Annotated in this window: 28 protein-coding genes, 1 pseudogene and 1 other annotated feature; of the genes and pseudogenes, 7 read left to right on the top strand and 22 right to left on the bottom strand. The window is 54.3% G+C overall.

The window, feature by feature from the left end; translation table 11 throughout:
• Positions 1-16 precede the first annotated feature (16 nt).
• The 3 genes from OC597_RS11650 to OC597_RS11640 all read right to left on the bottom strand — a co-directional run bounded on the left by OC597_RS11650 (position 17) and on the right by OC597_RS11640 (position 2,060).
• Positions 17-304, bottom strand: coding sequence for a phage tail assembly protein (locus tag OC597_RS11650; protein WP_085120321.1), 288 nt, complete (start codon positions 302-304; stop codon positions 17-19).
• A gap of 63 nt (positions 305-367) precedes the next feature.
• Positions 368-877, bottom strand: a complete 510-nt coding sequence (locus OC597_RS11645) for a phage major tail tube protein (protein WP_085120322.1) — start codon at positions 875-877, stop codon at positions 368-370.
• Positions 878-890: 13 nt separating this feature from the next.
• Entirely contained in the window at positions 891-2,060 is a 1,170-nt protein-coding gene (locus OC597_RS11640; protein WP_262208811.1) for a phage tail sheath protein, read from the bottom strand.
• 202 nt (positions 2,061-2,262) lie between these two features.
• Between OC597_RS11640 and OC597_RS11635 the strand changes: the two are divergent.
• Positions 2,263-3,277 (top strand): annotated as a pseudogene (locus OC597_RS11635) (IS256 family transposase); the annotation flags it as partial.
• 117 nt (positions 3,278-3,394) lie between these two features.
• Here OC597_RS11635 and OC597_RS11630 read toward each other — a convergent pair.
• The 14 genes from OC597_RS11630 to repB all read right to left on the bottom strand — a co-directional run bounded on the left by OC597_RS11630 (position 3,395) and on the right by repB (position 12,668).
• Positions 3,395-4,015: a tail fiber assembly protein gene (locus tag OC597_RS11630; protein ID WP_262208809.1), complete on the bottom strand. Its 621-nt coding sequence runs from the start codon at positions 4,013-4,015 to the stop codon at positions 3,395-3,397.
• Entirely contained in the window at positions 4,015-5,529 is a 1,515-nt protein-coding gene (locus OC597_RS11625; protein ID WP_262208807.1) for a phage tail-collar fiber domain-containing protein, read from the bottom strand. The genes OC597_RS11630 and OC597_RS11625 overlap by 1 nt, the downstream gene beginning before the upstream one ends.
• The gene (locus OC597_RS11620) at positions 5,526-6,134 is read right to left on the bottom strand and encodes a phage tail protein I (RefSeq protein WP_262208805.1); all 609 of its coding nucleotides are present in this window, start codon (positions 6,132-6,134) and stop codon (positions 5,526-5,528) included. The genes OC597_RS11625 and OC597_RS11620 overlap by 4 nt, the downstream gene beginning before the upstream one ends.
• Positions 6,127-7,035 carry a baseplate assembly protein gene (locus tag OC597_RS11615; protein WP_261285641.1) on the bottom strand — a complete coding sequence of 303 codons (909 nt, stop codon included), beginning with the start codon at positions 7,033-7,035 and terminating at the stop codon, positions 6,127-6,129. The genes OC597_RS11620 and OC597_RS11615 overlap by 8 nt, the downstream gene beginning before the upstream one ends.
• A gap of 4 nt (positions 7,036-7,039) precedes the next feature.
• On the bottom strand, positions 7,040-7,390 hold the full coding sequence (locus tag OC597_RS11610; RefSeq protein ID WP_262208803.1) for a GPW/gp25 family protein: 351 nt from the start codon (positions 7,388-7,390) through the stop codon (positions 7,040-7,042).
• Entirely contained in the window at positions 7,387-8,022 is a 636-nt protein-coding gene (locus OC597_RS11605; protein WP_261285642.1) for a phage baseplate assembly protein V, read from the bottom strand. The genes OC597_RS11610 and OC597_RS11605 overlap by 4 nt, the downstream gene beginning before the upstream one ends.
• An 88-nt stretch (positions 8,023-8,110) precedes the next feature.
• Positions 8,111-8,575: a phage tail protein gene (locus OC597_RS11600; protein ID WP_262208801.1), complete on the bottom strand. Its 465-nt coding sequence runs from the start codon at positions 8,573-8,575 to the stop codon at positions 8,111-8,113.
• Positions 8,576-8,614: 39 nt separating this feature from the next.
• Positions 8,615-9,127, bottom strand: a complete 513-nt coding sequence (locus OC597_RS11595) for a lysozyme (RefSeq protein ID WP_261257473.1) — start codon at positions 9,125-9,127, stop codon at positions 8,615-8,617.
• Complete coding sequence (locus OC597_RS11590) at positions 9,111-9,329, bottom strand: HP1 family phage holin (RefSeq protein ID WP_012005317.1); 219 nt, start codon at positions 9,327-9,329, stop codon at positions 9,111-9,113. The genes OC597_RS11595 and OC597_RS11590 overlap by 17 nt, the downstream gene beginning before the upstream one ends.
• A gap of 3 nt (positions 9,330-9,332) precedes the next feature.
• Positions 9,333-9,536, bottom strand: a complete 204-nt coding sequence (locus OC597_RS11585; RefSeq protein ID WP_085120332.1) for a tail protein X — start codon at positions 9,534-9,536, stop codon at positions 9,333-9,335.
• Positions 9,537-9,742: 206 nt separating this feature from the next.
• A complete protein-coding gene (locus OC597_RS11580; RefSeq protein ID WP_085120333.1) occupies positions 9,743-9,937 on the bottom strand; it encodes a hypothetical protein in 195 nt (64 codons plus the stop codon).
• Between the two features lie 63 nt (positions 9,938-10,000).
• Positions 10,001-12,064, bottom strand: coding sequence for a replication endonuclease (locus OC597_RS11575; protein WP_262208798.1), 2,064 nt, complete (start codon positions 12,062-12,064; stop codon positions 10,001-10,003).
• Positions 12,065-12,067: 3 nt separating this feature from the next.
• Positions 12,068-12,289 carry a TraR/DksA C4-type zinc finger protein gene (locus OC597_RS11570; protein ID WP_085120335.1) on the bottom strand — a complete coding sequence of 74 codons (222 nt, stop codon included), beginning with the start codon at positions 12,287-12,289 and terminating at the stop codon, positions 12,068-12,070.
• A gap of 73 nt (positions 12,290-12,362) precedes the next feature.
• The gene (gene repB / locus OC597_RS11565; RefSeq protein ID WP_085120336.1) at positions 12,363-12,668 is read right to left on the bottom strand and encodes a phage replication protein B; all 306 of its coding nucleotides are present in this window, start codon (positions 12,666-12,668) and stop codon (positions 12,363-12,365) included.
• A gap of 247 nt (positions 12,669-12,915) precedes the next feature.
• Here repB and OC597_RS11560 point away from each other — a divergent pair, with 247 nt between their 5' ends.
• Positions 12,916-13,812 (top strand): helix-turn-helix domain-containing protein, encoded by an 897-nt coding sequence (locus OC597_RS11560; RefSeq protein ID WP_261285647.1) that lies wholly within the window; start codon positions 12,916-12,918, stop codon positions 13,810-13,812.
• A gap of 54 nt (positions 13,813-13,866) precedes the next feature.
• On the opposite strand, the gene OC597_RS11555 is transcribed toward OC597_RS11560, so the two are convergent.
• Positions 13,867-14,631, bottom strand: a complete 765-nt coding sequence (locus OC597_RS11555; RefSeq protein ID WP_261285648.1) for a DUF481 domain-containing protein — start codon at positions 14,629-14,631, stop codon at positions 13,867-13,869.
• 583 nt (positions 14,632-15,214) lie between these two features.
• On the opposite strand from OC597_RS11555, the gene OC597_RS11550 reads away from it, so the two are divergent.
• Entirely contained in the window at positions 15,215-16,288 is a 1,074-nt protein-coding gene (locus OC597_RS11550) for a 3-deoxy-7-phosphoheptulonate synthase (RefSeq protein ID WP_261257482.1), read from the top strand.
• Between the two features lie 6 nt (positions 16,289-16,294).
• Positions 16,295-17,416, top strand: coding sequence for a bifunctional chorismate mutase/prephenate dehydrogenase (tyrA, locus tag OC597_RS11545; protein WP_261424823.1), 1,122 nt, complete (start codon positions 16,295-16,297; stop codon positions 17,414-17,416).
• Between the two features lie 43 nt (positions 17,417-17,459).
• Here the strand turns inward: tyrA and pheA are convergent, their stop codons facing one another.
• The 4 genes from pheA to bamD form a co-directional block, all read right to left on the bottom strand.
• Positions 17,460-18,617: a bifunctional chorismate mutase/prephenate dehydratase gene (pheA, locus tag OC597_RS11540; RefSeq protein WP_261424822.1), complete on the bottom strand. Its 1,158-nt coding sequence runs from the start codon at positions 18,615-18,617 to the stop codon at positions 17,460-17,462.
• 42 nt (positions 18,618-18,659) lie between these two features.
• Positions 18,660-18,786: a sequence feature (Phe leader region), on the bottom strand.
• Complete coding sequence (locus OC597_RS11535; protein ID WP_197724615.1) at positions 18,738-18,785, bottom strand: hypothetical protein; 48 nt, start codon at positions 18,783-18,785, stop codon at positions 18,738-18,740. It overlaps the preceding feature by 48 nt.
• A gap of 122 nt (positions 18,787-18,908) precedes the next feature.
• Complete coding sequence (gene raiA / locus OC597_RS11530; protein WP_013811573.1) at positions 18,909-19,250, bottom strand: ribosome-associated translation inhibitor RaiA; 342 nt, start codon at positions 19,248-19,250, stop codon at positions 18,909-18,911.
• A 312-nt stretch (positions 19,251-19,562) separates the two neighbouring features.
• Positions 19,563-20,294, bottom strand: a complete 732-nt coding sequence (gene bamD / locus OC597_RS11525) for an outer membrane protein assembly factor BamD (protein ID WP_099062828.1) — start codon at positions 20,292-20,294, stop codon at positions 19,563-19,565.
• 131 nt (positions 20,295-20,425) lie between these two features.
• Here bamD and rluD point away from each other — a divergent pair, with 131 nt between their 5' ends.
• The 3 genes from rluD (at position 20,426) to clpB (ending at position 24,839) form a co-directional block, all read left to right on the top strand.
• Positions 20,426-21,403 (top strand): 23S rRNA pseudouridine(1911/1915/1917) synthase RluD, encoded by a 978-nt coding sequence (gene rluD, locus OC597_RS11520; protein WP_099062829.1) that lies wholly within the window; start codon positions 20,426-20,428, stop codon positions 21,401-21,403.
• Positions 21,403-22,134: a purine nucleoside phosphorylase YfiH gene (gene yfiH / locus OC597_RS11515; protein ID WP_262208790.1), complete on the top strand. Its 732-nt coding sequence runs from the start codon at positions 21,403-21,405 to the stop codon at positions 22,132-22,134. Before rluD ends, yfiH begins: the two co-directional genes overlap by 1 nt.
• A gap of 131 nt (positions 22,135-22,265) precedes the next feature.
• Positions 22,266-24,839 carry an ATP-dependent chaperone ClpB gene (gene clpB / locus OC597_RS11510; protein WP_085120345.1) on the top strand — a complete coding sequence of 858 codons (2,574 nt, stop codon included), beginning with the start codon at positions 22,266-22,268 and terminating at the stop codon, positions 24,837-24,839.
• The last annotated feature ends 499 nt before the right edge of the window (positions 24,840-25,338 follow it).

Raw genomic sequence — 25,338 nt, 5'->3', positions numbered from 1 at the left:
AGAACGGGGTCGATGTTTACTCGGCCGATTTCGGTGACAAAAAACCGATCACCTGGCCAGCCAGCGCAATCAGGTCCGGCAGTTCCAGGCGTGCGCACTCTTCTTTGGTCAGGTTTGGATAGGTCACGCGCGGCAGGATGGTGATCAGGGCGTCGACGTCAGCGTTGGCCAGCGCCGCCAGACCGATACCGCGTAGGCTGCCGGCATTCGGTTTGGTAACCTGTACTTCACGGATCTCGCTGTCGCCGCGTTTGATCGGGGTTTCCAGCGTTACGGTATTTTCTGGGGAGGCATTCAGTTCCATGGGATATCCAATGATTGTCAGGGGAGACAGGGCCAGCACTGCGGCTGGCCATTGAGTAATGAATTACAGGCCGATAGCTCGGCGATGGGCCGCCAGCAGATCCACGCCGTCGACTTTTTCGATCATGTTGACGGTATCGATCTCGATCAGCTCTTTGCCGTCGATGCTCAGCTTGAAGTAGGTACAGTCGGTAGAAACCTTGGTCTCGGTGTCTTCGCCTTGCTTAAAGTCGCCGCTGTCGATTTCTTTGTGGCGACCGCGCATGACCACTTCGAGCGCCGACACTTCACCGGTGTCATCGCGCTGGAAAGAGCCGGTGAAGCGCAGGGGTACCGCATCGACGCGGCCCCATTGTTTCAGCACCAGTTCATCGATGCCGCCCATGGTCCATTCGACCACCAGCGCATCGTCGTCCAGGCCGAAGTCGACCGACGCTGCGCCGTTCATGCCACCGCCACGGAATTTTTCCAGTTTGCGAGTCAGTTTTGGCAGGGTCATGGCCGAGACCACGCCCATATAATTGAAGCCGTCATTAAACAGGTTCAGGTATTTCAGTTTTTTTGGCAGTGCCATGGTTCGGGTCTCCTTAGTTGTTCACGGACGCGGCGAAGTTCGCCAGGTAACGGTCGGTGATGCGCTGGCGCAGGGTTAAATCTTCCAGCGGCGGTACTGGGGTGTAGTCGTAATCGATAAACAGCTTACCGGCCTTCAGGGTCTCTTTATCGTTAGCACTCTCGTCATACCAGCAGTCGCCATCAATGATCAGCCCGGCAGATTTCAGCTCGCGGAATTTGGCTTTAATGCCGTCGATCATGTCGCGGATCAGCGTTGGCGTAACCGGGCGGTCAACTGCCCACAGATGAGCTTCGGCCATGGTGTCAGCCAATACCTGCGCGGTGCGGGTATAGTTTTCGAACTGGAATAATGGATCGTCGGAACAGGTGCGTGAGCCCCAGAACTTGAAGCCATCTTTGCGGATCAGGGTGGTGACGCAGGCTTGGTTCAGCAGGTCAGCATCGGTACCGACGGTTTGCAGATCCCAAAATACGCTGGCTGAAATACCGCTGACGCCGTTGACGCCGACGTTGGACAAGGTCTTATGCCAGCCAGTTTCCTGGTCAATCTTGGCGCGCAGACCGAGTGCACGAGCGGTGGCGTATGCGATGTCGCTGCTGTTGGTGGTGGTGTTCCAGTTAACAAAGTCCGGCCAGATCAGCATCAGTTCGCGTTGGCTGAAGCCTGCGCGGTACTTGATGGCGTCGGAGACGGTCTTGCAACCGTAAGCGCTGATATAACCAAAGGCACGCAGTTGTTGGCAGATACCGGCCAGTGCGGTTGCCACCTCCAGATTGTCGTGGCCCGGTACACCCAGGATACGTGGCTTCACGCCCAGTTCGGCCTGTGCCGCCAGCAAGGCTTTCATGCCGGTGTATTTACCGTTTTCATCGGCGCCGCCAATGATATTGGAGGTGGTTTCAGCCTCGTCTTTGCCTTCTGCCACACGTACCACGACGGTGACCGGTTTGGCCTGCTCAGCGATCGCCAGCAGCGAGCGTGCCAGGGTGCCATTTTTGCCGGCCTTGCCGCTGGCGGCCAGAACGTCAGTGATCAACACCGGAGTGTTGAGAGGGAACAGGCTTGCATCTGCATCTTCTGCAGTACAAACCATGCCAATAATTGCCGTCGAGACGGTGGAAATTACGCGGGTGCCTTCATTGATTTCGAGGACACGCACGCCGTGGTGATAATCACCCATAGCATTACTCCGTTTGTGGTTGGTAACAACAGAATGCCCTTCGCGATGGGGCTGCGCATCTCATTGGGTATGTATGAGAACTGGTACAACAGCAGGAAAATCAAGATATCGGGATAGGGGGGCCAGGTCCTGAAGACTGTGATTAAAATTGTGTAATTACCTGTTTTGATATGTTCACTCCAGTAACGGAGACAGGCAAATTATGGACGAGAAGAAACTTAAGGCCCTTGCGGCTGAACTGGCTAAAGGCCTTAAAACCGAAGCCAACCTCAATGCGTTTTCCCGTATGCTGACGAAGTTAACCGTCGAAACAGCGCTCAATGCAGGGCTGACTGCCCCCCTCGGGCACGAGAAAAATGCCCCTAAAGTAGGCTCGAATACCCGCAACGGCTATTCAGCAAAACGCTGCTGTGCGATGACGGTGAAATAGAGCTGAATACGCCACGTGGTCGCGAAAACACCTTCGAACCGCAGCTCATAAAGAAAAATCAGATACGTATTACACAGATGGACAGCCAGATTTTACTCCTGTACGCCAAAGGCATGATTACGCGGGGAATTGTTTCTATATTCAAAGAGATGTACGATGCTGATGTGTCACCCACTCTGATATCTAAAGTCACCGATGCGGTCAAATGGCAGGTTGCAGAATGGCAAAACTGTCCTCTCGATGCGTGGATGTGGTTGGCCGAAAACGAAGGTGCGAAGTTCTGGCTCAGTGTGCTGACAGAGCTGAAAAATCGCGGCCTTCAGGACATCCTGATCGCCTGCGTGGACTGACTGAAAGGCTTCCCGGATGCGATAAACAGCGTCTACCCACAGACGCACATCCAGCTGTGTATCATCCACATGGTGCGCAACAGCTTTAAATCCGTGTCATAGAAGGACTAAAAGCCGTCACCAGCGGGCCGAAAAGAGTGTATCAGGCTCCGAAGCCGTGGCGCTGATGGCGCTGGATGAGTTTGCGGGCGTCAGGGACGATAAATACCCGCAAATCAGCAAAAGTTGGCGTGCTCACTGGAAAATCTCAATATGTTCTTCGACTATCCAGCGATATCCGTAAAGCTATCTACACGACGAATGCCATCGGGTCGCTGAACAGCGTGATCCGCGTAGCCATCAAAAAGCGGAGAGTGTTCCAGATAGACGACTCAGTGCGAAAGGCCATTTATCTGGCGAGCAAGGATGCTTCAAAAAAATGGAGTATGCCAGTTAAATGGGGGCGCCCATCTTATTAGCACCCGGCATGCAGGGCCGCACCGGGCGGTTAGTGAAGTTGAGGTTATGAGAGCCGTGTATGAAAAACCTCCGGCTATGCCGGAGGATATTTATTTTTAGGCATCCGGTGATTGCGGCCACGCCACATCAGGAGCGGTTGTCGCATCCACACGATTCAACAGTACGCTGTAGGTTTCCCATGCCGTCAGCGCCGCTTTTTCTGCCTCCGTTGCCATATTCAGTCTAATGGCCGCCTCCAGTGGCGCGATTGCGCTTTCTGCTTTTTGCTGACGTAACATCAGTTCTTGCTGCGCGGCATCAACTGCCGCTTGCTGTTGCTCACGGGCATCCGTTACCCATTTCTTACCGTTCCACTTATCAAATGGCGTTGATGGCACTTGCAGCGTCACATCTTGCGGTAAATCACCGATGACAGCCACGGTCTGCGGTTCCCCGGTAACCGTGCTGTAAGCTGTCTGCCCACGGTAATCAGATAGTGTCTCCCACGCGGTTCCGTCAGCGTTACGTACCAGCGCCAGTCCAGTTTTAGGCAATGTCGGCTTATCCACGAAACTCAATGCAGGCAGACCAACACCTTCCGGCAGATACTCTAATGCGGTTTGCTGATACTCACGCTGTACCGGCTCAATGCTATAAACCGTCAGCCAACCGGCCGTCACGGCCAGACCGGCATCATTCAGGGTTGCAGTGGGTAAATCTGTGCTGTGTTTGCTCATTATGCGGCTCTCACGATGTAGTTAAATGCGATGTTGCGTGGGCGGGTTTCTGCTGCCGTGCGGATTTGTCGCGATGCATCAATTTCAACCCTAAACACGCCATTTCCGGTGCCGCCTGATGTTTCTGTCAGGCCACTTGTGCTGGCAACGGCCTGCCCCTGTGCGATAATCCCCTCGGTTGACAATCCGGGGATAAAGTGCTGAATGCCATTGGTTTTACCGGTAAATTTCTGCACGGCGTCAGCTTGAGCGGACAGCACGGCGCGACTGCTGTCTACACCACGGCCATCATCAGCCCCGCGAATAAACTCACCGCGCAGGTCAGGCAGCTTGCCGGAGGGGTAAGCAACAGCCAGCAAAGGGTATTTATCCTTGTCAAAATTGGCCCCATTGCATTTTAACCAGCCAGCCGGTGGGGTGGCAGTGGGCCATGGCTGAGGAATGCCGACAGGGCAGTCTGTCCTGTCCAGTGCATTAATGTCCGCCGCGTTCGGTGGGTTAGCGGTGCCATAGAGCGTGTTCGTTGCTACGTTACCTTTTGCCAAACGCTCATCATTACAGGCCAGTGTTTTGACGATACCGTTAATATAATCAACAGAGATTACTGCGTGCACATCCCCCGATTTTAGATAAATTGCGGGTACATCGGAGCCAATACCCGCATAGCCACCTCCCACCCGGAACACCTGGCTGCCGATTGTTTTCAGATACTGCATTAATTTGACCGGTGAGCTAACGGCATCGCCAGTCAACCTAGGGCCACTGCCCCCAAGGCCAAATGCGCCAACCTCCATCAGATTACTGCTGTCGGTACCCACATTACGCGTAGCGGCAGCCCCTAGCGCGAGGTTGCCGCGTGCGGCGGACTTGTTGGTCAGGTCTGAGAGATTCTTGTCGATTTTTAACGCGGCATCATTGACAGCTTTCACCGCCTTCGGGGTCGCGGCCTGCGTTTCGCTGGTGCTGTTGGTGGCACTGCTGAGTTGAACAAAGCCTTTTGCCGTCAGGGTGGCATCAGGGTGGTTACGCGACCCGGCATGTTTCTTCAGTTCACCGTCAACATAGTCCCGCGTGGCAAGCACCGTCGCCGGGTCAATTTTGAGCGTTACGGCCTCCGTGCTGGAGACAATCAGCACCATGCGAATGGTTTGCGTGCGGCCGCTGCCTTCCTGCAACTGCGGTTTGTAGGTTTCCGGGCAGTTAGCGACCGCAATCAGCGTGCCGTCAGCAGAAAACAGACCAATCTCTCGGATCCACCAACCGCCCTCATTTTCCGGGATGATTTGCTCGGCGATAATCTGACTGTCGTTGCCGGGGTCAATGGTCAGCATATTGATGGCCGCGCGACGCTTTTCCCCCTTAAGGGCCGTTTGAGCCGGGTCAGGCGTCGGCAAGACGCCGCCGCCGTCCCCGACGGCGATATGAGTCAGGTCAACTCGAGTGCCGAGTGCGGTCGCATTTGCCAGTGCTGCCGCACCCTGATTAGTCAGAATGGCAAAGAATTTTGCTGTCATGTGTTTACTCTCAGGTTATCGATAAGATGAATTGCCGCACAGCTATAACCGGTGCCGCCGACAGATATGGTTTCGGGTAAATAGGGATAAACGGTCAAAGCATCGCCGCTGTAACTGCCTGCCCCCACATAGTCAGTGCCAATGCTGGACAGGTTAATCGCAAGACCTACAAGGTGGCGGCTGACCGGCTTGGCGTCGGCGATCATCCGTTCCATTTCCAGGTACATTTCTTCGGTGATGCCGTTCTCCAGCACACCGATATCCAGGGAAAAGGTGCCGGGTTCGGCATTAGTTTCCCACCATTCACGCAGTTTGATCAGATAGCCCAATGGCTCCACCACACGGCGGATGGCGCCGATGGTGCCTTTATGGCGGTGTACGAAGAAGGCAGAGGAGACGACGCTGCGTTTGGTTTCTTCTGTCCAGCCCTCATCCCAGTGATCGACTGAAAACGCCCAGGCCAGATACGGCAGCAGGTTGACCGGGCAGGTAGCGGGGTTCCACAACTCGCGCAGCGGTACCGGCATCGCAGCCAGCTCGGCGCAGGCGGCCGCTGCCGCGACCTCCAGAGGCGAAGAGCCGACCGGCAACAGACGGTTACTCATCGGAGCCTCCTACGGTCAGAAGATAACTGGCGCAGTACGACGCCTGGGTTTTATCCAGCACGATATCGGCCTGTGGACTTTTCAGTTCCACCCGCTGTACCCCTTCGGCATGCAGAGCGGCATAAATTGCCGACAAACGGATATCGCGGCCCAGGCGGTGTTGTGCGCTGATGTAGCTTTTCAGCTTGGCTTCGGCAGCACGGCGGATTGGCTCGGCTTCCGGACCCGGGTAAAGATAGAGCAGCGCATCGATACTGTAATTGACGATAGTAGCGGAACGAACGATGACCCGATCCGCCACCGGGCGTACGTCTTCATCGTTCAATGCTTTATCGACAATCGCCACCAGCTCGGCGCTGGCGGTGCCATCACCCTCACGGGATAGTACAGAGATCAGTACGTTAGCCGGGCTGGGGCTGGTGGCAGAAACATCGGCCACCCGACCATCGGCGGAGCGACCGTGGTATTCGTAGGAGCCGCTGGAGCCGGCAACGCTCAGTCCTTCGAATGCCTGCTGGATGCGTACGCGGAAATCGCTGTCGGACTCCATAATTGCCGCTACCGGTGGAATGACCGTCGTGTCAGGTTGCTGAACCACCAGGCGTTCAACCTGGAAGTTAGCGCCAAGCTGATCGAGATCGCTGCCACCGGCATAGCCGAGCATCACCGCCTGGGCGGCCTCATTAATTCGCTGGCGCAGGAGCAGTTCGCGGTAAGCATTTTCCTGCAGTAGTTTGACGATCGGTTCCGATTCCAGCGTCAGCGTGCGTGCAATCGCTTCACGCTGCTCCTCCGGGTAAAGGGAAATCAGCGTGGCCTTGCGATCGGCCAGCAGCGACTCGTAGTCGAGGGGATCGACCACCGTGGGGGCGGGTAATAAGCTCAGGTCAATGGTTGCCATGGTGTCAGCTCACTGAAACAGAAAGAGAAAAGGTATCCGGCGTATCGGTACGGTTGCCGGTAATGTCGACCACCATTTTTCCGTCGATGGTGGTGTTAAAGGTGATGCCGCTTAGTTGAATACGTGGCTCCCACTGCAGCAGTGCGCTGTAGCAGGTGGCCATGATTTGCAGCCGCAGTACGTCGTTTTGCGGCTGATCCAGCAGCTCGGACAGCAGCGAACCGTAATTGCGGCGCATGATGCGTGAGCCGATCGGGGTGATTAAAATGTCACTTACCGATTGACGGATATGATCAAGGTCGGTGATCGCGCGGCCGGAGCCGCGGTTCATGCCGAAATATTTCGCGTTATTCATGCTGGTTTATCCGTTTGGCCTCCGCCGTTTTGCACGCCGCCGTGGGTGTGGGTATGCACCACCACGCCGTTAGAACTGATGCTACCGCCGGAGTGGTTGAGATCGCCGGTCATTGAGCCGCCTTGTCGGATGGCAATGGTGCCGGTGGTTAATAACTGGGTGCATTCCACTTCAGGGGCATCCAGCGTGATTTTGCTCGTTGCACGACAGGTGATGGCCGGTGCGGTGACGTTTACCTGCTCTGTGGCTTCAATGGTGGCGCTTTTGATGCCCATGACTTTCAGCGCGCCCTCTGCCGGCTCGTACTCGATCACCGCGCCGTCAGGGAAGGTGATGTGTGCCGCCTGGGCCGAAGCTGACGGCGCCGGATGGGCATCGGAAAAAATGCCGGGCAGCACAAATGCGGTATCGAGCTCTCCCCCCAGCGACAGCACCAGCACCTGTTCGCCTACGCTGGGCGCCCACCAGCAACGAGCATCACCGGCACGGCCGGTCAGCCAATTAAGCCAGTCGGTGAGGTTGCCACCGGTGGCGACGCGGCAGCGTCCGCGAGCGAGGTCGACCTCGCTGATGGTGCCAATGCGTATCAGGTTGCGCACCAGGCGCTGAATATCGAAGTTGTCTGTGTTCATCTGTTAAGAATGCCGCCGTGTTAGGGGGGCGACAACGCGGCGGCGTTTAGCTGGCGCCAGCACAACCGAAGCCGTCCCGCAGGTCAGTTTAGGGTTGCTGAAATTGGCTGATCAGCTCGCCGTGCAGATAAACCTGGGTGAAACGAATGACGTTTTCCGGCAACGGTGGCTCGGTCAAGGGTGTGATATGCAACGCTCCGTCGCACTGTTCCACCTGAATGCGTTCGGTCAATTGCAACTGCAGATCAAGCTGGCCGGCGGCACTGATATCGCGTTTGAAGGCAAAGCCATTTTTTCGTTTTTCCGCGTTGGCGAGAATGTCGGGCTGGTGACTGCGTAGCCAGGCCAAGACGGTGACCATCACCAGATCTTCTTCAGTGGCCCGATCGCTCAGGGTCAGGTTGAGTTGGTATTGATATTCGAAAGACAGTGAAGGGCCCAATGTAGAGACCACACGACCGTTATCCAGGCTGATGTGTAGCTTATCGGGATGCGTCTGTAGGTCTGGTAGCGCGTTGGTCAGTGCAGTACGTAACTGCTCGGGTTTTAACATGATGTCTCTCCTTGGATGGTTGAGTCGAAGCAGCTGCGATCAGCGCTGGGCACCCTGCAGGCACAGCGCCTGTTCGGCAGTGCGGCGGCGTTCAAGCCCTTGGTTTTTAACGCCGTTGACATAGACCCAGCGGGGTAGCTGATCGCAAGCTTCCTGCCATTGTTGGCGCTTGATAAAGGTGGCTAATGTGGAATTGCAGGCCGCGCTAACTCCTACGTTGAAAGCAAAGGCGCTGACTGCGTCATAAACCGGCTGCGGCATCTCTACCGCCATACAGCGGGCGATACCGCGTTCGACGGTGCGGACATCGTCGATCAGATTGGCGGCCGCCTGTCGTTCGTTGATGACGGTGGCGGATTTCACCCCAGCGGTATGGCCGATACCGTTGGTCCAGACGCCGGCACTGCACTGATAAGGTGAAAGCCGGCAGCCTTCGAAATCGGCAATCAGACGCAATCCCTGCTCAGAGGTGTGCAGGGTATTGAACTGTGGCAGCAGGGCGGCGAGGGCCAAAATAGCCGCCACGCTGCAGCGTTTAGCGAGTGAGCTCATCGTAGACTCCGCGTTTCAGACCGTTTTTTTTTAACGATTTCAACAGCTGGTAGCTTTTACGCCGGTAGTACCAATTCACCGCAAAAGTACCAACACCGACCGCAGCACCGACCAAAAGGGCAATGTCTTGTGTAGAGTGCCGCCCCATCCAGGCCAGGCAGGCCGCCGTAAGGTAGGCAAGCGTTGAGGTGAGTTTCTCCATCGTTTAGTCCCACAGTTTGACGGTTTCTCGTTGAGCGGCCGCTGGCAGATCCGGCAGTTCGACCGGATGACCGTGGGGGAGGATTGGGCCTGCATCGGCCAGGCCGCGATTGGCGAGATAAACCTGCTCTACCAGACGCTGAGTGCTGCCGTAATAGCGCCAGCAAATTGCGTCGATGGTGTCACCTTGTTGTGCATAAATTTTCATCATTAGGCTCCTGCTTGGGGGAAAGTGATATGGGCGCGGAGGCCCTGGATATATCCCAGTTTCCCGTGCGAGGCAGGCGTCGGCAACGCGATGGGGTTGTGGATGCGCTGGCACAACGGAAGGGAGAAAATGCTGCTGGCAGAAACGAAAACACCCGCCGGTAGCGGGTGTTGGAAAAGGGGGGGGTAGCTTAAGCAAACGCTGATTTAGCGAGAGTCCTGTCGATCTGCCGGGTAAAATATTTCTTGATAATCATTGTCTGGCAGCACCTGGCTGGCCAGATCTGAAATCAGCGACATGGCGATCAGAAATTCGGTGGCATTGCACTGTGCGGCCTGCGAAACATCGGCGATGAACTGGATGCGGGACAGTGTTAGCTGTTGTTTATCCATAATTTCCACTGTTCTTGCCCTCTCTTAAGTATACTGTTTATTTATACAGTATTAAGCAAAACGCTAAAGGCGTCAATGATTGGATTTATCATTTGTGCAGTAAAAATTTGCCCAGTCATTGATTAGCGGAAATTGTACAAGGCGTCCGTCGAAGCTGATTTTCCCTCCCCTCACTAACACTTCCAACTGCCAGCGTTGAGGATCGATGCCGATTTGTCGAAGATCTCGGGCAATCGTCAGACAACGCTGTTGTTGTGCTGGCGTCAGACGTGCAGAAGGAGCGGGTTCTGGGCGGTTTACCGACAGTGATCCACAGTTATTGGCAGAACTCCAAGGTGTCGCGGCCTCAGAGTTTTTAGCCACGATGCGCCATTGCAACGTACGGGTTCGGTATATCCGATCAGGGCCCAGATGGGAGGCATAAATACCGACCACCTTTTGCACACGTTCGTCATAGCTGTTCAATGTGGGAGCATCATCACGAGCTACACGCACCCACTGTTGGCTGCGCGGTACATTGGCACCACCCTGAGCGGTGATATAACCGGCAAAATCGCCAGCATCGGCCGCGGCACGTACGGCTTCGGTTCGCTCATCGAACTGCTGCGACAGGCTATGCCCACGAATACGACGACATTCACGGTAGGCGCCTATGCTGGGTAGACCAAAAGGGTGAAACTGCGGAATGCGCCAGGTACTGGCCCAGGCGCTGACCGCATTGGCAGTTTCGCTTAGTGGGGTGCCCGTCTCGTGATCCCGTTCTCCTTCCAGCGCATAGCCATCGAGGTTCTTGGCAATGTATTTGGCCATGTAAGCGGTCGCGCCTCCCCTGTTCAGGTGCTTACAGTGGAGGCGATTCTCCTGCGCTCCGGGTTCCCCTGCATCTTGCTGCAGCGCATAGCGGCGCAGAATATTGATCACTTGCTGACGGTGGGGTTGGGGGGTAAACAGCATCAGGTGCCAATGCGGTGTGCCGTCGTGGTGCGGTTCTACCACTCGAACACCATAGACTTGCAACTGGTGATCTTTGAAAGCGGTGCGCATTTTACTCCATTGTTTCACCAGGTAGCCTTGGCCGTCTTTTGGGGTGAAATCCTCACGATCCCAGCGGTGATTAAAGCGTGTCTTGCCGTGGCCGGCGAGGGTACGAGTGGGATGAAAACGTGCGGGAGTCGTCAGGGTGATAAACAGACCGATGTGGTTGCTGGTTGCTGCGTAGGCTTCAATCCCCGCCAGAGTATTCATTAGTTCCATACGGCGAATGGCTGGGTTGGCAATGCTGCCCAGCACTTTCTCCATCAGATCGATACGCTCCCCGGTAAGGGTATTCTCCAAATCGCAGCGGCGCAGATAATCCAGGTTTGACTGGCGTCGAGCCTTCACGTCCCGGATGGCCTGTCGACTGGCATAGGGTGAAGCGTTGCGGCTGACATTGCCGATGGCAATCAGTAACGCCTCACGCCACTGCATGCGTTGCATTTTCAGGCGTCGGAGCCACCAGCGATCGCTGGTCAGTCTCGACAGTGCCGCTACCGCGCGGTGGCTGTCCAGCAGTCCCTTGCGGTAGCACTGCCAATGCATTGGCTGGATATTGCAAGCGCGTGCCATGCCGGCAATTTGGCCATACAGCCGTGATTGAAATTCGTTGCATAGCAGTGCTGAAGTCTCTCCCGCATGTTTCACCAGTAGGGTGTCACACTCACTTTGATAAAGCGCCAGTAACTGGCCGGCAATACGTTTTGCCAACTGTTCCAGCGCTTTGTCACCCAGCGTTGGCAGAGCATGATAGCTGTCTGCCTCGTTGCCAAAGCGCATTGAGGCCTGCCGATTCAGGCCAAATTTGTCGTTCACTTGTTGAATACGCGGCCATATACGACGTTCGAAAACCAACACCAGATAGTGCCAGGCCGCTTTCTGGCCCTGCTGACTCAACAGATGTTGGTGGCGCTCGGTAAACTGTATGCGCAAATAATAAGGCAGGGTATTGACGCGCTGCAGTGCGGCCTGCCACTGGCGTAGCCGATCGCGGTTTAGCGTGGGTTCGCGACCAATAGCTGGTCGCGGGATATTCCAGGAGTAGGCGCCTTCAAACAGGGGCGAGGGTTGGCGGCCTACACGATCGGGGGGAGCAGACATTGTCTAACGCCGGATGAAATGACGTTGTTGAGCCTCTGCGATCTCTTGGCAGGCCACGCAGCGGATTACGCCGGGAATAGCGCGGCGCCGTACCTCTGGGATTGCCGCGTCACACTCGACGCAAAACAGCTCAGAGGCCTGGGTGACGACGGGTCTGGCGTGCGCGATTTGTTTCTCGAGCATCAGTGCCTGGCGCTCTTGCGCCATATCAATGGTATCAGCCATGGTGCGTTTTCCTGTTAGGGGAATTTGGGCCGAACGACATCCGGCGGGTTGCACGCCAGAAGTTGCAGAACGGCTATTTTTTATGATTCAGCAAGCAATCGTCTTCGCTGATATAGCGCGGCAGTGACTTGCCCAACTCAATGAATGCATTGAGCGCAGCGACAATTTGTTGTCGCTGGGGATAGCTCATTTCGTGGAACCGCAGCATCACGTGACGTTCGGTCAAGCCTGCATGAAAACAGAGCGTGTGACGTAGATGCAGCGGAGCTGTGTTGTAGATCTCCTCGGCCTGATTTTTATTTTGGGCGAACAGCGTGCGGCGGATTTCACCAATGCGCCGTAGGCCGATAGCCCGTTGCTCTTCACTCGCCAGCAGCATGACAACCTCCCTGGAGACGGATTGATGAATAGGCTTGCAAAAGCGAGGTGGGTTCCTGGTCGTGTCACGGCCACTTTATCGCTGGCATACCTGCTTTCTGTCAGGCTACTGTCGGTGTAACTCGCTATTGGATTACCGTGGCATTTGCATTTTCATCAATCATGTCGCATCATCTTAACTAAAGTGACATATGAGTCGTTTGTGCAACGTTGTGATGGTACTTTAAATCGCAAAATGCGACTTGTAAATGCAAATTTTGATTTTAATCGGTGATGATATGCGTGAAGAGACTGTGAACGATAGCGCCTCCGTAGGCGCAGTGATTGAAAGGATCCTTTCATCTTATGGTGTTAGCACGCAAAAAGAGCTGAGTGAAATCTTGGGGATAGCCCCTAATAACATCAGCAGTTGGCAACAACGCGGCAGTGTGCCCGGCTATGTGATTATCAGCTGTGCCCTGGCGACGGGCGCTGATTTGGCCTGGTTGATGAGCGGTGAGCTTGCAAAAGCAAAAAATGAACGCAAGTCCATTCAACCTGCACAGGGCAAAGCGCTTTACGATCGGGTTCTGGCCTCCGGCGGTAAAGGCGTGCTACGCCGTATCCTCGATGCTTATGGTTTCAGTCTGCAGAAGGAACTCGGTGATTTGCTGGGCATTTCGTCAGGCACCATGAGTACCTGGGTTCGTCGTAACTATTTCCCAGGCGATATTGTGGTGACCTGTGCTCTGGATACCGGCGTTTCTCTGTTGTGGCTGGCAACCGGGCAGGGTGAGATGGGGAGTGGTAACAGCCCGGAGGCTGTACCTGCGGGAGGACGTGCGTTGCCGAAGCACCGGCTCGTCGCCGGACAGTTGAAAGATGCGGGAGAATGGCTGGCGGACAGTTCACTGATCCCGGCAGGGGTCGCGAAGCCAGCTTACATTGATGGCGGCCGGCTATCCTGGCTGGTGGATTTGGCCGTGACTCACATTGCCAATGGCCGTTGGCTGATCGATATTGACGGCAATATCGACGTCTATGATATTGCGCGTTTACCGGGCAATCAGGTACAGGTCAGCGGGGGGAATGCAGACTTCCAGTGTTCTACCGATGCGCTGAAAGCCTTGGGCATGGTCTGGTTGACACTGACACCTCAGGCATAAAAAAAGCCCATCGATGATGGGCTTAGCGGCGTCATAGGTATTGGGACGGAAGGATTACAGGCCGTACACCAAACTGATTGAAGTAGTCGTGTCGGTGTTCTTCGGCGCTGACGCCGGCGGTTTACTGTTGTAAGTCACGGTGTAAGCCAGACGCAGGGCGAACCTGTCGTTTATCGCAACGCTCAGCGCGGTTTCGGAGTTCAGCGTGGTTTCTTCGTTCGCCAGGGCGGAAACGCCTTCGGAGAACTTGGTATTATCGGTCAGCTGGTACGAATAGTTGGCTGCACCGTAAGCCAGGGCTTTGGTTGAGCGGCCACCGCCTTTATATTCATCGTGACGCACACCTGGACCAAATTCGACCCGCAGATCGCTGAGTGGGCCGTTGAGGATTTGGCGACCATAACCGCCGGTCAGCGTGGAGCGAGAGTCATAACCGTTGAAGCGGTCGCTCAGCCAGCTTGCCTGACCGAACAGGTAGTTGCGATCGGACAGGTTATAACGGGTACGGCCGCCGGCCTGATACTTTTCCGATGAGCGCACGTTGGAGGACGTGGTGTTGTTGGCGGCTCCCCACAGGCTGTAGGCGGCATCGCTGTTGAACCAGGTCATGCTGGTGTTGGCCAACAGGGTTGAGCTTTGTGAGTTGCCAGACTGCGAGTTGTAACCCGCCTGGACATTGCCTTCAAACGGCTTTTTAGCGGTGGCCGGATCGTCCATCGCGGTGAAAAGCGTATTGTCGGCAAGGGCTGAAACACTGGTGAAAGTCGTTAAGCAGCTAATGAACAGCGGAATAGCGCGGCGAGCGCGTAAAGAGAGCATTTTGGATCCAGTTGTTAAGAGTGATTATAAGTGATGTCAGTCACATTATATCGGTTCGTCATGGTGACCAAAATAGCTACGATTAGCTTAAGTTTTTAATTTCTCATCATCACTTATTCACTTTTCTTCTACTTAATTAACCCCTTCCTGTGGCATATCATGCTGAGTGTCCTTAGCGTTTGACTGGGCTTTAGCTGCGGTTGTCGCCTGGTAGCAACAGTCGACAAAGATGCATGCTGGATAATCCAGGTTCAACGGAGAGGCGTACCGCAGTCGGGGATACGGATGAATAAAGTGACTGTACACTTATATTTACATTTTGTAGCGATGACGTCGATCAGTAAAGGTCAAAAAAAGTAAACGAACCATCTTGGCTTTTATGGGTATTTTTATTTATATATCATATGATTAATTTGTTTTTCGTGTCTGTGTGTAAACTGTTTTTCTGGGATTTTATCTGATGGTAATTTTTTATTTACAGATATCGGATTGAAAACTTTACATCCCGTGATATGGTAAGGACCTGAAACGCTCAAGGTTGTATTAACGCTTACGCATAACGGCAAACGACAGGAATAGCATCATGCAAAAAGACGCGCTCAATAACGTTCATATCAGTGCAGAACAAATTCTGATCACTCCGGAAGAGCTGAAGAACCAGTTCCCGCTCAGCGCCAGCGATGAAAATGAAATCGCTACCGCGCGTAAAACCATCGCCGATATTTTACAGGGGCGCGATCATCGCCTGCTGGTGGTGTGCGGACCTTGTTCTATTCATGATCCGGATGCCGCGCTGGATTACGCCCGTCATTTGAAAACCCTGTCGGCTGAATTGAGCGATCAGCTGTATATCGTTATGCGTGTCTATTTTGAAAAACCACGAACCACGGTCGGCTGGAAAGGCCTGATTAACGATCCGTACATGGATGGTTCGTTTGATGTTGAAGCCGGTTTGCACATCGCGCGTCGCCTGCTGCTGGATCTGGTGGGTATGGGTCTGCCGTTGGCCACCGAAGCCCTGGATCCGAACAGCCCGCAATACCTGGGCGACCTGTTCAGCTGGTCAGCGATTGGTGCGCGCACCACGGAATCACAAACTCACCGTGAGATGGCTTCAGGGTTGTCGATGCCGGTAGGCTTCAAAAATGGTACTGACGGCAGCCTGGGTACGGCAATCAATGCCATGCGTGCTGCGGCGATGCCACACCGCTTTGTCGGCATCAACCAGGCTGGGCAAGTGTGCCTGCTGCAAACGCAGGGTAACCCGGATGGGCACGTGATCCTGCGCGGCGGCAAAACGCCGAACTACAGCGCCGAAGACGTTGCGGCTTGCGAAAAACAGATGCAGGAGGCGGGACTCCACCCGTCCTTGATGATAGATTGCAGCCATGGCAACTCGAACAAAGATTATCGTCGTCAGCCGGCGGTTGCCGAGTCCGTGGTAGAGCAGATTAAAGCGGGTAACCGTTCGATCACCGGCATCATGCTGGAAAGCCACCTGCACGAAGGCAGTCAGTCTTCTGAACAACCTCGTGCAGATATGCGTTACGGGGTTTCTGTTACTGACGCCTGCATTAACTGGGAAAGTACAGAGACGCTGCTGCGCCATATGCACCAGGAACTCGGCACTGCGCTGACGGCACGTACTGGAGAGTAGTAAGTTATGGTGGCTGAACTGACCGCGTTGCGCGATCAAATCGACGAAGTGGATAAGGCTCTGCTGGGGCTGCTGGCAAAACGCTTGCAGCTGGTGGCGGAAGTGGGTGAGGTTAAAAGCCACCACGGTTTACCGGTGTATGTTCCTGAACGTGAGGCGGCGATGTTAGCCTCACGGCGTCAAGAAGCCGAGAAGCTTGGCGTGCCACCTGACCTGATCGAGGATGTACTACGCCGGGTCATGCGTGAGTCTTATGTCAGCGAGAACGACAAAGGCTTTAAAACCCTGCACCCACAGCTGCGCCCGATTGTCATTATCGGCGGTAACGGTCAAATGGGGCGGCTGTTTAACCGCCTACTGACGCTGTCCGGCTATCAGGTCAAGGTATTGGATCAGCAAGATTGGCCACAGGCCGACACCTTGCTGGCTGACGCCGGCATGGTGATTGTCAGCGTGCCGATTCACGTGACAGAACAGGTCATTGAGCGGTTACCGCCACTGCCGGCGGACTGTATCCTGGTCGATCTGGCTTCGGTAAAAAATCGCCCACTGAATGCCATGCTGGCGGCACATACAGGGCCTGTGGTAGGGCTGCATCCGATGTTTGGTCCGGACGTAGGCAGCGTGGCCAAGCAGGTGGTGGTCTACTGTGATGGTCGCCAACCGGAGGCCTATCAATGGTTGCTGGAGCAGTTGCAGGTATGGGGCGCGCGTTTGCACCGTATCAGCGCGGTTGAGCACGATCAGAACATGGCGTTCATCCAGGCATTACGCCATTTTGCGACCTTTGCCTACGGTCTGCATCTGGCGGAAGAGAACGTACAGCTAGAACAGTTGCTGGCATTGTCCTCGCCCATCTACCGGCTGGAGCTGGCCATGGTTGGGCGGCTGTTTGCTCAGGATCCGCAGTTGTACGCCGATATCATCATGTCGTCGGAAGAGAACATTGCATTAATCAAACGCTACTACCAGCGGTTTGGTGAAGCGATAAAGCTGCTGGAGCAGGGCGATAAACAAGCCTTTATCCAGAGCTTCCAGAAGGTCGAGCATTGGTTTGGCGACTACGCACAGCGTTTCCTGGTGGAAAGCCGTTCGCTGCTACGTCAGGCGAACGACAGTCGGCAATAAAATATCCGGGTTCGGCAATGGCCGAACCCTTTTTTTATCTCATTCAGGACGGATTAACCGGCACCACGTTGTCGCTTGGGTAGCAACCCAGTACTTTTAGCGAGCGGGTGATGGGTGTCAGATCCTTCAATGCTTTCTGCATTGATTCAGAACGCAGGTTAGCCTGCACATCGATATAAAACATTTCCTCCCACGGATTGCCGTTAATCGGGCGAGATTCCAGTTTGGTCATGATGATGCCGTTTTCACGCAGCACCAGCAGGGCTTCAACCAATGCGCCTGACTGCTGGCCGGTCGCCATAATCAACGTGGTTTTGGCTGGTACCTGTTCGGAAACTTCGATAGCCTTGCGTGCCAGCACGATGAAGCGAGTGATATTTTGCTGCTGATTAGCCAGGTTATGCTCCAGCACCTGCAGCCCATAGAGGGCTCCACCGGCTTCGCTGCCTAGCGCTGCGGCTTTTGGCGAGTTCAATTTGGCCACTTTTTCCATCGCGGCGGCCGTGCTTTCACAGTATTCGATTTTCCAGTGTGGATAACGGTTAATGAATTGGCTGCATTGCTGGAACGGCTGCGGGTGGCTATATACGGTTTCAATCTGGGCGAGATCGGTCTCGCTGGCGACCAGGACACAGTGATCGATAGGGTTGGTCAACTCGCCGACGATCGACAGGCTGGTGTGTTGCAGCAGGTCGTAAACGTCGTTAATCGAACCGGAGCTGGTGTTTTCGATCGGCAGGATGGCGTAATCCGCCTGACCGGTTTCGACCTGAGTAAAAATGTCCTGGAATTTCTGGCAACCGCACTCGACCAACTGATCGAAATGGCGAGCGGCATATTGGCGCGCGGCCAGGTGTGAATAAGACCCCTTGGGGCCAAGGAAGGCGATGCGGGCGGAATGCTGGCTAACTTGATTGAGCTGGTTCTGCAGTAGCGACTGTTGGGTTAATACCGAGTCTTCGATAATCAGTTGAAACAGGCGGGTAACGTAAAAACCGTCCAGGTCGTAGGGTTTGGCGGCGGCGATCAGGGCGTCCAGCAGGTCGCGTTCGCGCTCTTTATCACGGATTGGCCGGTGAGAGTGCAGCTTGGTCTTTCCTACTTCCACTGCGAGCTCACGGCGTTCTGCCAGCAAGGACAGCAGTTTCAGATCCAGTGCGCTGATGCGTTTGCGCAGCACGAGTAACGGGTTGTCAGTCATAATCAGCTTCTGCCTTGTATTTTTATACGTCGTAAAATAGCCATAAAAAAAGCCCCCTGGTTTCAGGAGGCTTTGCTGTTCGTCTTCGCATTCTTTATCACACGACGAAACGCCTCCCAATCAGGGGAAGGTAAAAAAGAATGCGAAGAAAAACGGTTTACGGAACATGGGTTATCCAGAGTATGCATGAGACAGGTTTTAAAGTAACCGCAGGCCTTTATCTCGTCAATAAAAAAACCAGACAAAAAACGCGCCCTCAGGCGCGTTTGATGTGAAACAGCCGCTAAACGGTTATTCCTGTTCCGGCTCGACTTCCGGAACGATGTCCTTCACGCTGGTCGCGGCACGGCGCGCTTCGCCTTTGTGCTGCACCTTGTTTAACTGGCGCTCCAGCTTGGCGATCAGATCGTTAACGGCGGTGTACATGTCTTCATGTTTTGCGCTGGCGACCAGCGGGCCGTTAGGGGTAGTAATGGTGGCATCGGCAACAAACCCTTTCGGCTCTTTGGATAAGACGATATGCGGGTTAATCAGTTGGGCCTGCCATTTTTCCAGTTTGGTGAGACGGTCTTCGACGTGACTGCGGATTGCGGGAGTGATATCCATTTGTTTGCTGGTAATGTTCAATGTCATATAACTTACCTCTCTGTCTTTCCGTCTTGGATGGATCCAGCATACCCCGCTTCTTGCTTAAATGCGTGATGAAAATCACGTATTTTTGTCACTTTTTGCAAAGTTAGTTCAATCTGTGATTCAGCATTTGAAATGGCTATCTAACGCTTGAGTCTTGTGAGCGGAACGCGCATTATTGAAAGGATAAGCGGTGGCGCAATCTTGCTAACATCGTGTTTTTGCTTGTGTATTTATCCTGTTCTGGTTAAGTTCGCAGCAAATGAAAACGGCAGCCGAAGCTGCCGTTTTGTTTTTCTGTCGTTGCCAATTCGGTTATGCCGGGTTGGCGGTAATCACTTTGGCCACTTTGTCGGCCTGACCGTTCAGTTGCAACTGCTTATATGCATTTTCCATCAGCGGCAGCGCGTCGCGCGTCGCTTGAGTATCTGGATATTCACGTAGCATCTGTTCGGCACGATTAACGACCGCGACGTAGGCACCGCGTTTAGTGTAGTATTCCACCACCGAAAGCTCATACTTGGCCAGGCGGTCTTTCAGATACACCAGACGCTTGTTGGCATCGGTCACATACTGGCTGTTCGGGTATTGCTGAATCAGCTGGCTGAAATCGCGAAACGCAGCGCGAGCATGCTGTGGATCGCGGTCTGAACGATCGACCCCGAAGAAGCCTTGCAATGCACTGTCATCCAACGCCATATCGGTCAGACCACGCATGTACATCACGTAGTCGATGTTCGGGTGCGTAGGGTTCAGACGCATGAAACGATCGATAGACGCCTGAGCCAGCGGTAAATCGGCAGATTTGTAGTAGGCATAAATCAGGTCTAACTGAACCTGCTGGGAGTACGGCCCGAAAGGATAGCGGTTATCTAACGCTTCGAGTTGCGTAATCGCGCCCTTAAAGTTACCGTCCTGCAGTTTTTGCTGGGCAGTAGCATAGATTTCCGAAGGTGGGTTGTCGGGAACCGCATCCTTGGATGTGGAGCAACCTGCCAGCGCCAGGCTCAACGTGGCTGCCGCCACCAGATATTTCATACGCGTCATGACGTTTTGATTATCCTCAGGGTGTTATTCCGGGAGACTGTCCGTTAAGCTCCCGACAAAGACCAGTTACAATAGCACATTATATTAAACGGCATCGCCGTGAAAACCCAACGTTAACGAAGAAGCTGCATATGGCACAACAAGTACAACTCACCGCAACGGTGGCCGAATCTCAACTCGGACAACGTTTAGATCAGGCTTTGGCCGAATTGTTCCCTGATTATTCACGATCTCGCATAAAAGATTGGATCCTGGACAATCGGGTACAGGTTAATGGCAAAACGATAAACAAACCGAAAGAGAAGGTACTGGGGGGAGAGACGGTCGCCATTGATGCACAGATAGAAGAAGACGCCCGTTGGGAACCGCAGGACATCGCGCTGAATATCGTCTACGAAGACAGTGACATTCTGGTCATCAACAAGCCACGCGACCTGGTCGTGCACCCTGGCGCCGGTAACCCGGATGGCACGGTGCTCAATGCGTTACTGCACTACTACCCTGAAATTGCCGATGTGCCGCGTGCGGGCATCGTACACCGTTTGGACAAGGACACTACCGGTCTGATGGTCGTGGCAAAAACCGTTCCGGCGCAGACCCGGCTGGTCGAAGCGCTGCAGGCGCGTGATATCACCCGTGAATACGAAGCGGTTGCTATTGGTACCATGACCGCCGGCGGCACCGTCGAAGAGCCGATTTCGCGGCATTCGACCAAACGCACCCATATGGCAGTGCACCCGATGGGCAAACCTGCGGTGACCCATTACCGCATTATGGAGCATTTCCGTGCGCATACCCGTCTGCGTCTGCGCTTGGAAACCGGGCGTACTCACCAGATCCGCGTGCATATGTCACACATCAACCATCCGTTGGTGGGTGATCAGTTGTACGGTGGCCGTCCACGTCCACCAAAAGGTGCGTCGGATGCATTTATTGCTGCGCTGCGCGGTTTCGATCGCCAGGCACTGCACGCCACCATGCTGCGTTTATATCATCCAATCAGCGGTATTCAGATGGAGTGGCACGCGCCGCTGCCACAGGATATGGTCGATCTGATTAACGCGCTGAAAGCTGATACCGAAGAATTCAAAGATCAGATGAACTGGTAATGGATCCGCTCATCCTGCCCGATTGGCCGTTACCTGCAAGGGTAAAGGCCTGCAGCACCACCCGTCACGGCGGCATTAGCCTGCCACCGTATGACTCGCTCAACCTCGGAACCCACGTGGGTGATGAAGAGCGGGCGGTGGCAGATAACCGCCAACGGCTGGTGGAGTGGGCCAGCCTGCCGCAGATGCCAGTTTGGCTGGAACAGGTACATGGTACCCGTGTAGTGCGGCTGGATGGGCGAACGCCAACTGATCTGCAAGCGGATGCGGTTTACAGCAATGTGCCGGGGCAGGTGTGTGCCGTGATGACGGCAGATTGCTTGCCGGTGCTGTTTTGCTCGCAGGCCGGTGATGAAGTTGCCGCAGCCCATGCCGGTTGGCGTGGGTTGTGCAATGGCGTGCTGGAACAGACTCTGGCCGCTTTTACCGCCCAGCCAGGGTGCATCAGCGCCTGGCTGGGGCCGGCGATTGGCCCGCAGCAGTTTGAAGTCGGGCCTGAGGTCCGTGCGGCATTTATTGCTGTAGATGCCGCCGCAGCGGCGGCTTTTACCCCCCAGGGTGATAAATTCCTGGCCGATATCTATTTATTAGCTCGCCAACGCTTGCAACGTGCAGGCATTCACACTATCTACGGTGGCGATCGCTGTACGGTGAGCGAAATCAGTCATTTTTTCTCCTATCGTCGCGATGGAATAACCGGACGTCTGGCAAGTTTAATCTGGCTGATATAACCTATTGAATTAGGACGGTCCAAAGACGCATGATGTAGTACCGAAAATATACAGTCGAAATAACCTTGAATTTTTGAGGGATGACCTCATTTAATCTCCAGTAGCAATTTCGACCCAATCTTGGAGGTGTTATGCGTCTGGATCGTCTTACTAACAAATTCCAGCTTGCCCTCGCCGATGCCCAATCTTTAGCCCTTGGGCGCGACAACCAGTTTATTGAACCGTTACATCTGATGAGCGCCTTGCTCAATCAGGAAGGGGGCACGGTTCGTCCACTCTTAACTTCTGCCGGTATTGATGCAGGGCGCGTGCGCACTGAAATCGAACAGGCACTGTCTCGTCAGCCTCAAGTCGAAGGCACCGGTGGCGACGTTCAACCGTCCCATGAACTGGTGCGAGTCCTTAACCTGTGCGACAAGCTGGCGCAAAAGCGGGCGGACAAATTCATTTCTTCCGAACTCTTTGTGTTGGCGGTGCTTGAAGATCGCGGAACATTGACCGATCTGTTGAAAGCGGCCGGTGCAACGACCGATAAAATCAGCAAGGCTATCGAACAAATGCGAGGTGGAGACAGCGTGGAAGATCAGGGTGCTGAAGACCAACGTCAGGCATTGAAGAAATACACTATTGATCTGACCGAGCGTGCCGAGCAGGGCAAACTTGACCCGGTTATCGGCCGTGACGAAGAGATCCGTCGCACCATTCAGGTGTTGCAACGCCGTACCAAAAACAACCCGGTATTAATCGGTGAACCTGGCGTGGGTAAAACCGCCATCGTCGAAGGTTTGGCGCAGCGCATCATCAATGGTGAAGTGCCGGAAGGCCTGAAACATAAACGCGTGTTGTCCCTCGACATGGGCGCGCTGATCGCCGGTGCCAAGTACCGCGGTGAGTTCGAAGAGCGTCTGAAAGCGGTGCTGAGTGATTTGTCTAAACAGGAAGGCAGCGTCATTCTGTTTATTGATGAATTGCACACTATGGTCGGCGCGGGTAAAGCCGATGGCGCGATGGATGCCGGTAATATGTTGAAACCGGCGCTGGCACGTGGGGAACTGCACTGCGTTGGTGCCACTACGCTGGACGAATACCGCCAGTATATAGAGAAGGACGCGGCGCTCGAACGTCGTTTCCAGAAAGTCTATGTGGCTGAACCCAGCGTTGAAGACACCATTGCAATTCTGCGCGGCCTGAAAGAACGTTATGAACTGCATCACCATGTGCAGATCACTGACCCGGCGATTGTTGCGGCGGCGACGTTGTCACACCGTTACATCTCCGATCGTCAATTGCCGGATAAGGCTATTGACCTGATCGATGAGGCGGCGTCCAGCATCCGTATGCAGATGGACTCGAAGCCGGAATCGCTCGATCGACTGGAGCGCCGCATTATTCAGCTCAAGCTGGAGCAGCAGGCGCTGAGTAAAGAGTCGGACGACGCCAGCAAGAAACGTCTGGAAATGCTTAGCGGTGAGTTGGAGCAGAAAGAACGCGAATATTCAGAGCTGGAAGAAGAGTGGAAAGCGGAAAAAGCTTCACTCTCCGGCACGCAGAATATTAAAGCGGATCTTGAGCAGGCCAAGATCACCCTGGAGCAGGCGCGGCGCGTCGGCGATCTGGGGCGGATGTCGGAACTGCAGTACGGTAAGATCCCAGAGCTGGAAAAACAGCTTGCCGCTGCCACGCTGGCCGAAGGCAAAACCATGAAGCTGTTGCGTAACCGGGTGACTGACGCAGAAATCGCCGAAGTGCTGGCGCGTGCCACCGGTATTCCTGTTGCCAGAATGCTGGAAGGCGAGCGTGACAAGCTGTTGCGTCTGGAGCAGGAGCTGCATTCTCGGGTCATTGGCCAGGATGAAGCAGTGAGCGCGGTATCTAACGCGATTCGTCGTAGCCGTGCCGGTCTTTCAGATCCAAACCGGCCTATCGGTTCATTCCTGTTCCTCGGCCCGACCGGGGTGGGTAAAACCGAACTCTGTAAGGCGCTGGCTTCGTTCCTGTTTGACAGTGACGACGCCATGGTGCGTATCGACATGTCCGAGTTTATGGAGAAACATTCGGTATCGCGGCTGGTGGGTGCGCCTCCGGGCTATGTCGGGTATGAAGAGGGCGGTTATCTGACCGAGGCAGTGCGTCGTCGGCCTTATTCAGTCATCCTGCTGGATGAAGTTGAGAAGGCGCACCCGGATGTGTTCAACATCCTGCTGCAGGTATTGGATGACGGGCGTCTGACCGATGGTCAGGGCCGCACCGTTGATTTCCGTAATACCGTGGTGATCATGACTTCTAACCTGGGGTCCGATCTTATCCAGGAACACTTTGGTCAGATGAACTACGCGCAGATGAAAGAATCTGTGATGGAAATGGTCACACATCATTTCCGTCCGGAATTCATCAACCGTATAGATGAGGTGGTGGTGTTCCACCCACTCGGCCAGAAACACATTGCCGAGATCGCCAAGATTCAGTTGGCACGTCTGTACAAACGCCTGGAAGAACGCGGTTACGAAGTCACTATGACCGAACCGGCGTTGGAGCTGCTGGGCAAAACCGGTTTCGACCCTGTATATGGTGCGCGTCCGTTGAAACGTGCTATCCAGCAGGAGATCGAAAACCCATTGGCGCAGCAAATTCTTTCCGGCAAGCTGATTCCGGGCAAACCGGTGACGCTGGATGTAGAAAACGAGCATATCGTTGCCAGACAGTAACGACTATCTATAGTCATTACGATAAAAGGGAGCGGGAAACCGCTCCCTTTTCTTTATCTGCTTTCATTGGGTTTATAGGATTTACCGAGTCAATGGCCTTAAAACACCACTTTTCTGGCTAATAAATATCCTAAAACGCCTTTTTTGGTGGTTATTTGAGCGCTTGAAAAGTTTTTTGCAATTAGGGGTTGCGGCCTTCTGAGAACTCCCTATAATGCGCCTCCACTGACCGGGAACAACGACTCCTCTAACGAGAACTAAGTCGCCGGGTCAGGAAGAGAAAAGCGAAATAAACGCTTGACTCTTCAGGTGAAAAGCGTAATATACGCCACCTCGAGATAGCAAGCTACGGCGGCTAACTCACTGCTCTTTAACAATTTATCAGACAATCTGTGTGGGCACTCCACAAGACGATATCCAGAACCTTCGGGTTCGAAAAAATATCAAGTCTTGAAGAGTGACCAAGCAATAAGTTGTTTCGTTGGCTTGTCCAACAGAA

The sequence above is a fragment of the Serratia proteamaculans genome (genome assembly GCF_946227095.1).
Taxonomy (GTDB): Bacteria; Pseudomonadota; Gammaproteobacteria; order Enterobacterales; family Enterobacteriaceae; genus Serratia; species Serratia proteamaculans_E.
This window is presented reverse-complemented; position numbering and strand designations above follow the sequence as displayed.

Excerpts from the sequence above, each read along its gene's own strand:
- OC597_RS11650 (WP_085120321.1), bottom strand. The coding sequence starts at position 304 with ATGGAACTGAATGCCTCCCCAGAAAATACCGTAACGCTGGAAACCCCG.
- OC597_RS11645 (WP_085120322.1), bottom strand. The coding sequence starts at position 877 with ATGGCACTGCCAAAAAAACTGAAATACCTGAACCTGTTTAATGACGGC.
- OC597_RS11640 (WP_262208811.1), bottom strand. The coding sequence starts at position 2,060 with ATGGGTGATTATCACCACGGCGTGCGTGTCCTCGAAATCAATGAAGGC.
- OC597_RS11630 (WP_262208809.1), bottom strand. The coding sequence starts at position 4,015 with ATGAGCAAACACAGCACAGATTTACCCACTGCAACCCTGAATGATGCC.
- OC597_RS11625 (WP_262208807.1), bottom strand. The coding sequence starts at position 5,529 with ATGACAGCAAAATTCTTTGCCATTCTGACTAATCAGGGTGCGGCAGCA.
- OC597_RS11620 (WP_262208805.1), bottom strand. The coding sequence starts at position 6,134 with ATGAGTAACCGTCTGTTGCCGGTCGGCTCTTCGCCTCTGGAGGTCGCG.
- OC597_RS11615 (WP_261285641.1), bottom strand. The coding sequence starts at position 7,035 with ATGGCAACCATTGACCTGAGCTTATTACCCGCCCCCACGGTGGTCGAT.
- OC597_RS11610 (WP_262208803.1), bottom strand. The coding sequence starts at position 7,390 with ATGAATAACGCGAAATATTTCGGCATGAACCGCGGCTCCGGCCGCGCG.
- OC597_RS11605 (WP_261285642.1), bottom strand. The coding sequence starts at position 8,022 with ATGAACACAGACAACTTCGATATTCAGCGCCTGGTGCGCAACCTGATA.
- OC597_RS11600 (WP_262208801.1), bottom strand. The coding sequence starts at position 8,575 with ATGTTAAAACCCGAGCAGTTACGTACTGCACTGACCAACGCGCTACCA.
- OC597_RS11595 (WP_261257473.1), bottom strand. The coding sequence starts at position 9,127 with ATGAGCTCACTCGCTAAACGCTGCAGCGTGGCGGCTATTTTGGCCCTC.
- OC597_RS11590 (WP_012005317.1), bottom strand. The coding sequence starts at position 9,329 with ATGGAGAAACTCACCTCAACGCTTGCCTACCTTACGGCGGCCTGCCTG.
- OC597_RS11585 (WP_085120332.1), bottom strand. The coding sequence starts at position 9,536 with ATGAAAATTTATGCACAACAAGGTGACACCATCGACGCAATTTGCTGG.
- OC597_RS11575 (WP_262208798.1), bottom strand. The coding sequence starts at position 12,064 with ATGTCTGCTCCCCCCGATCGTGTAGGCCGCCAACCCTCGCCCCTGTTT.
- OC597_RS11570 (WP_085120335.1), bottom strand. The coding sequence starts at position 12,289 with ATGGCTGATACCATTGATATGGCGCAAGAGCGCCAGGCACTGATGCTC.
- repB (WP_085120336.1), bottom strand. The coding sequence starts at position 12,668 with ATGCTGCTGGCGAGTGAAGAGCAACGGGCTATCGGCCTACGGCGCATT.
- OC597_RS11560 (WP_261285647.1), top strand. The coding sequence starts at position 12,916 with ATGCAAATTTTGATTTTAATCGGTGATGATATGCGTGAAGAGACTGTG.
- OC597_RS11555 (WP_261285648.1), bottom strand. The coding sequence starts at position 14,631 with ATGCTCTCTTTACGCGCTCGCCGCGCTATTCCGCTGTTCATTAGCTGC.
- OC597_RS11550 (WP_261257482.1), top strand. The coding sequence starts at position 15,215 with ATGCAAAAAGACGCGCTCAATAACGTTCATATCAGTGCAGAACAAATT.
- tyrA (WP_261424823.1), top strand. The coding sequence starts at position 16,295 with ATGGTGGCTGAACTGACCGCGTTGCGCGATCAAATCGACGAAGTGGAT.
- pheA (WP_261424822.1), bottom strand. The coding sequence starts at position 18,617 with ATGACTGACAACCCGTTACTCGTGCTGCGCAAACGCATCAGCGCACTG.
- raiA (WP_013811573.1), bottom strand. The coding sequence starts at position 19,250 with ATGACATTGAACATTACCAGCAAACAAATGGATATCACTCCCGCAATC.
- bamD (WP_099062828.1), bottom strand. The coding sequence starts at position 20,294 with ATGACGCGTATGAAATATCTGGTGGCGGCAGCCACGTTGAGCCTGGCG.
- rluD (WP_099062829.1), top strand. The coding sequence starts at position 20,426 with ATGGCACAACAAGTACAACTCACCGCAACGGTGGCCGAATCTCAACTC.
- yfiH (WP_262208790.1), top strand. The coding sequence starts at position 21,403 with ATGGATCCGCTCATCCTGCCCGATTGGCCGTTACCTGCAAGGGTAAAG.
- clpB (WP_085120345.1), top strand. The coding sequence starts at position 22,266 with ATGCGTCTGGATCGTCTTACTAACAAATTCCAGCTTGCCCTCGCCGAT.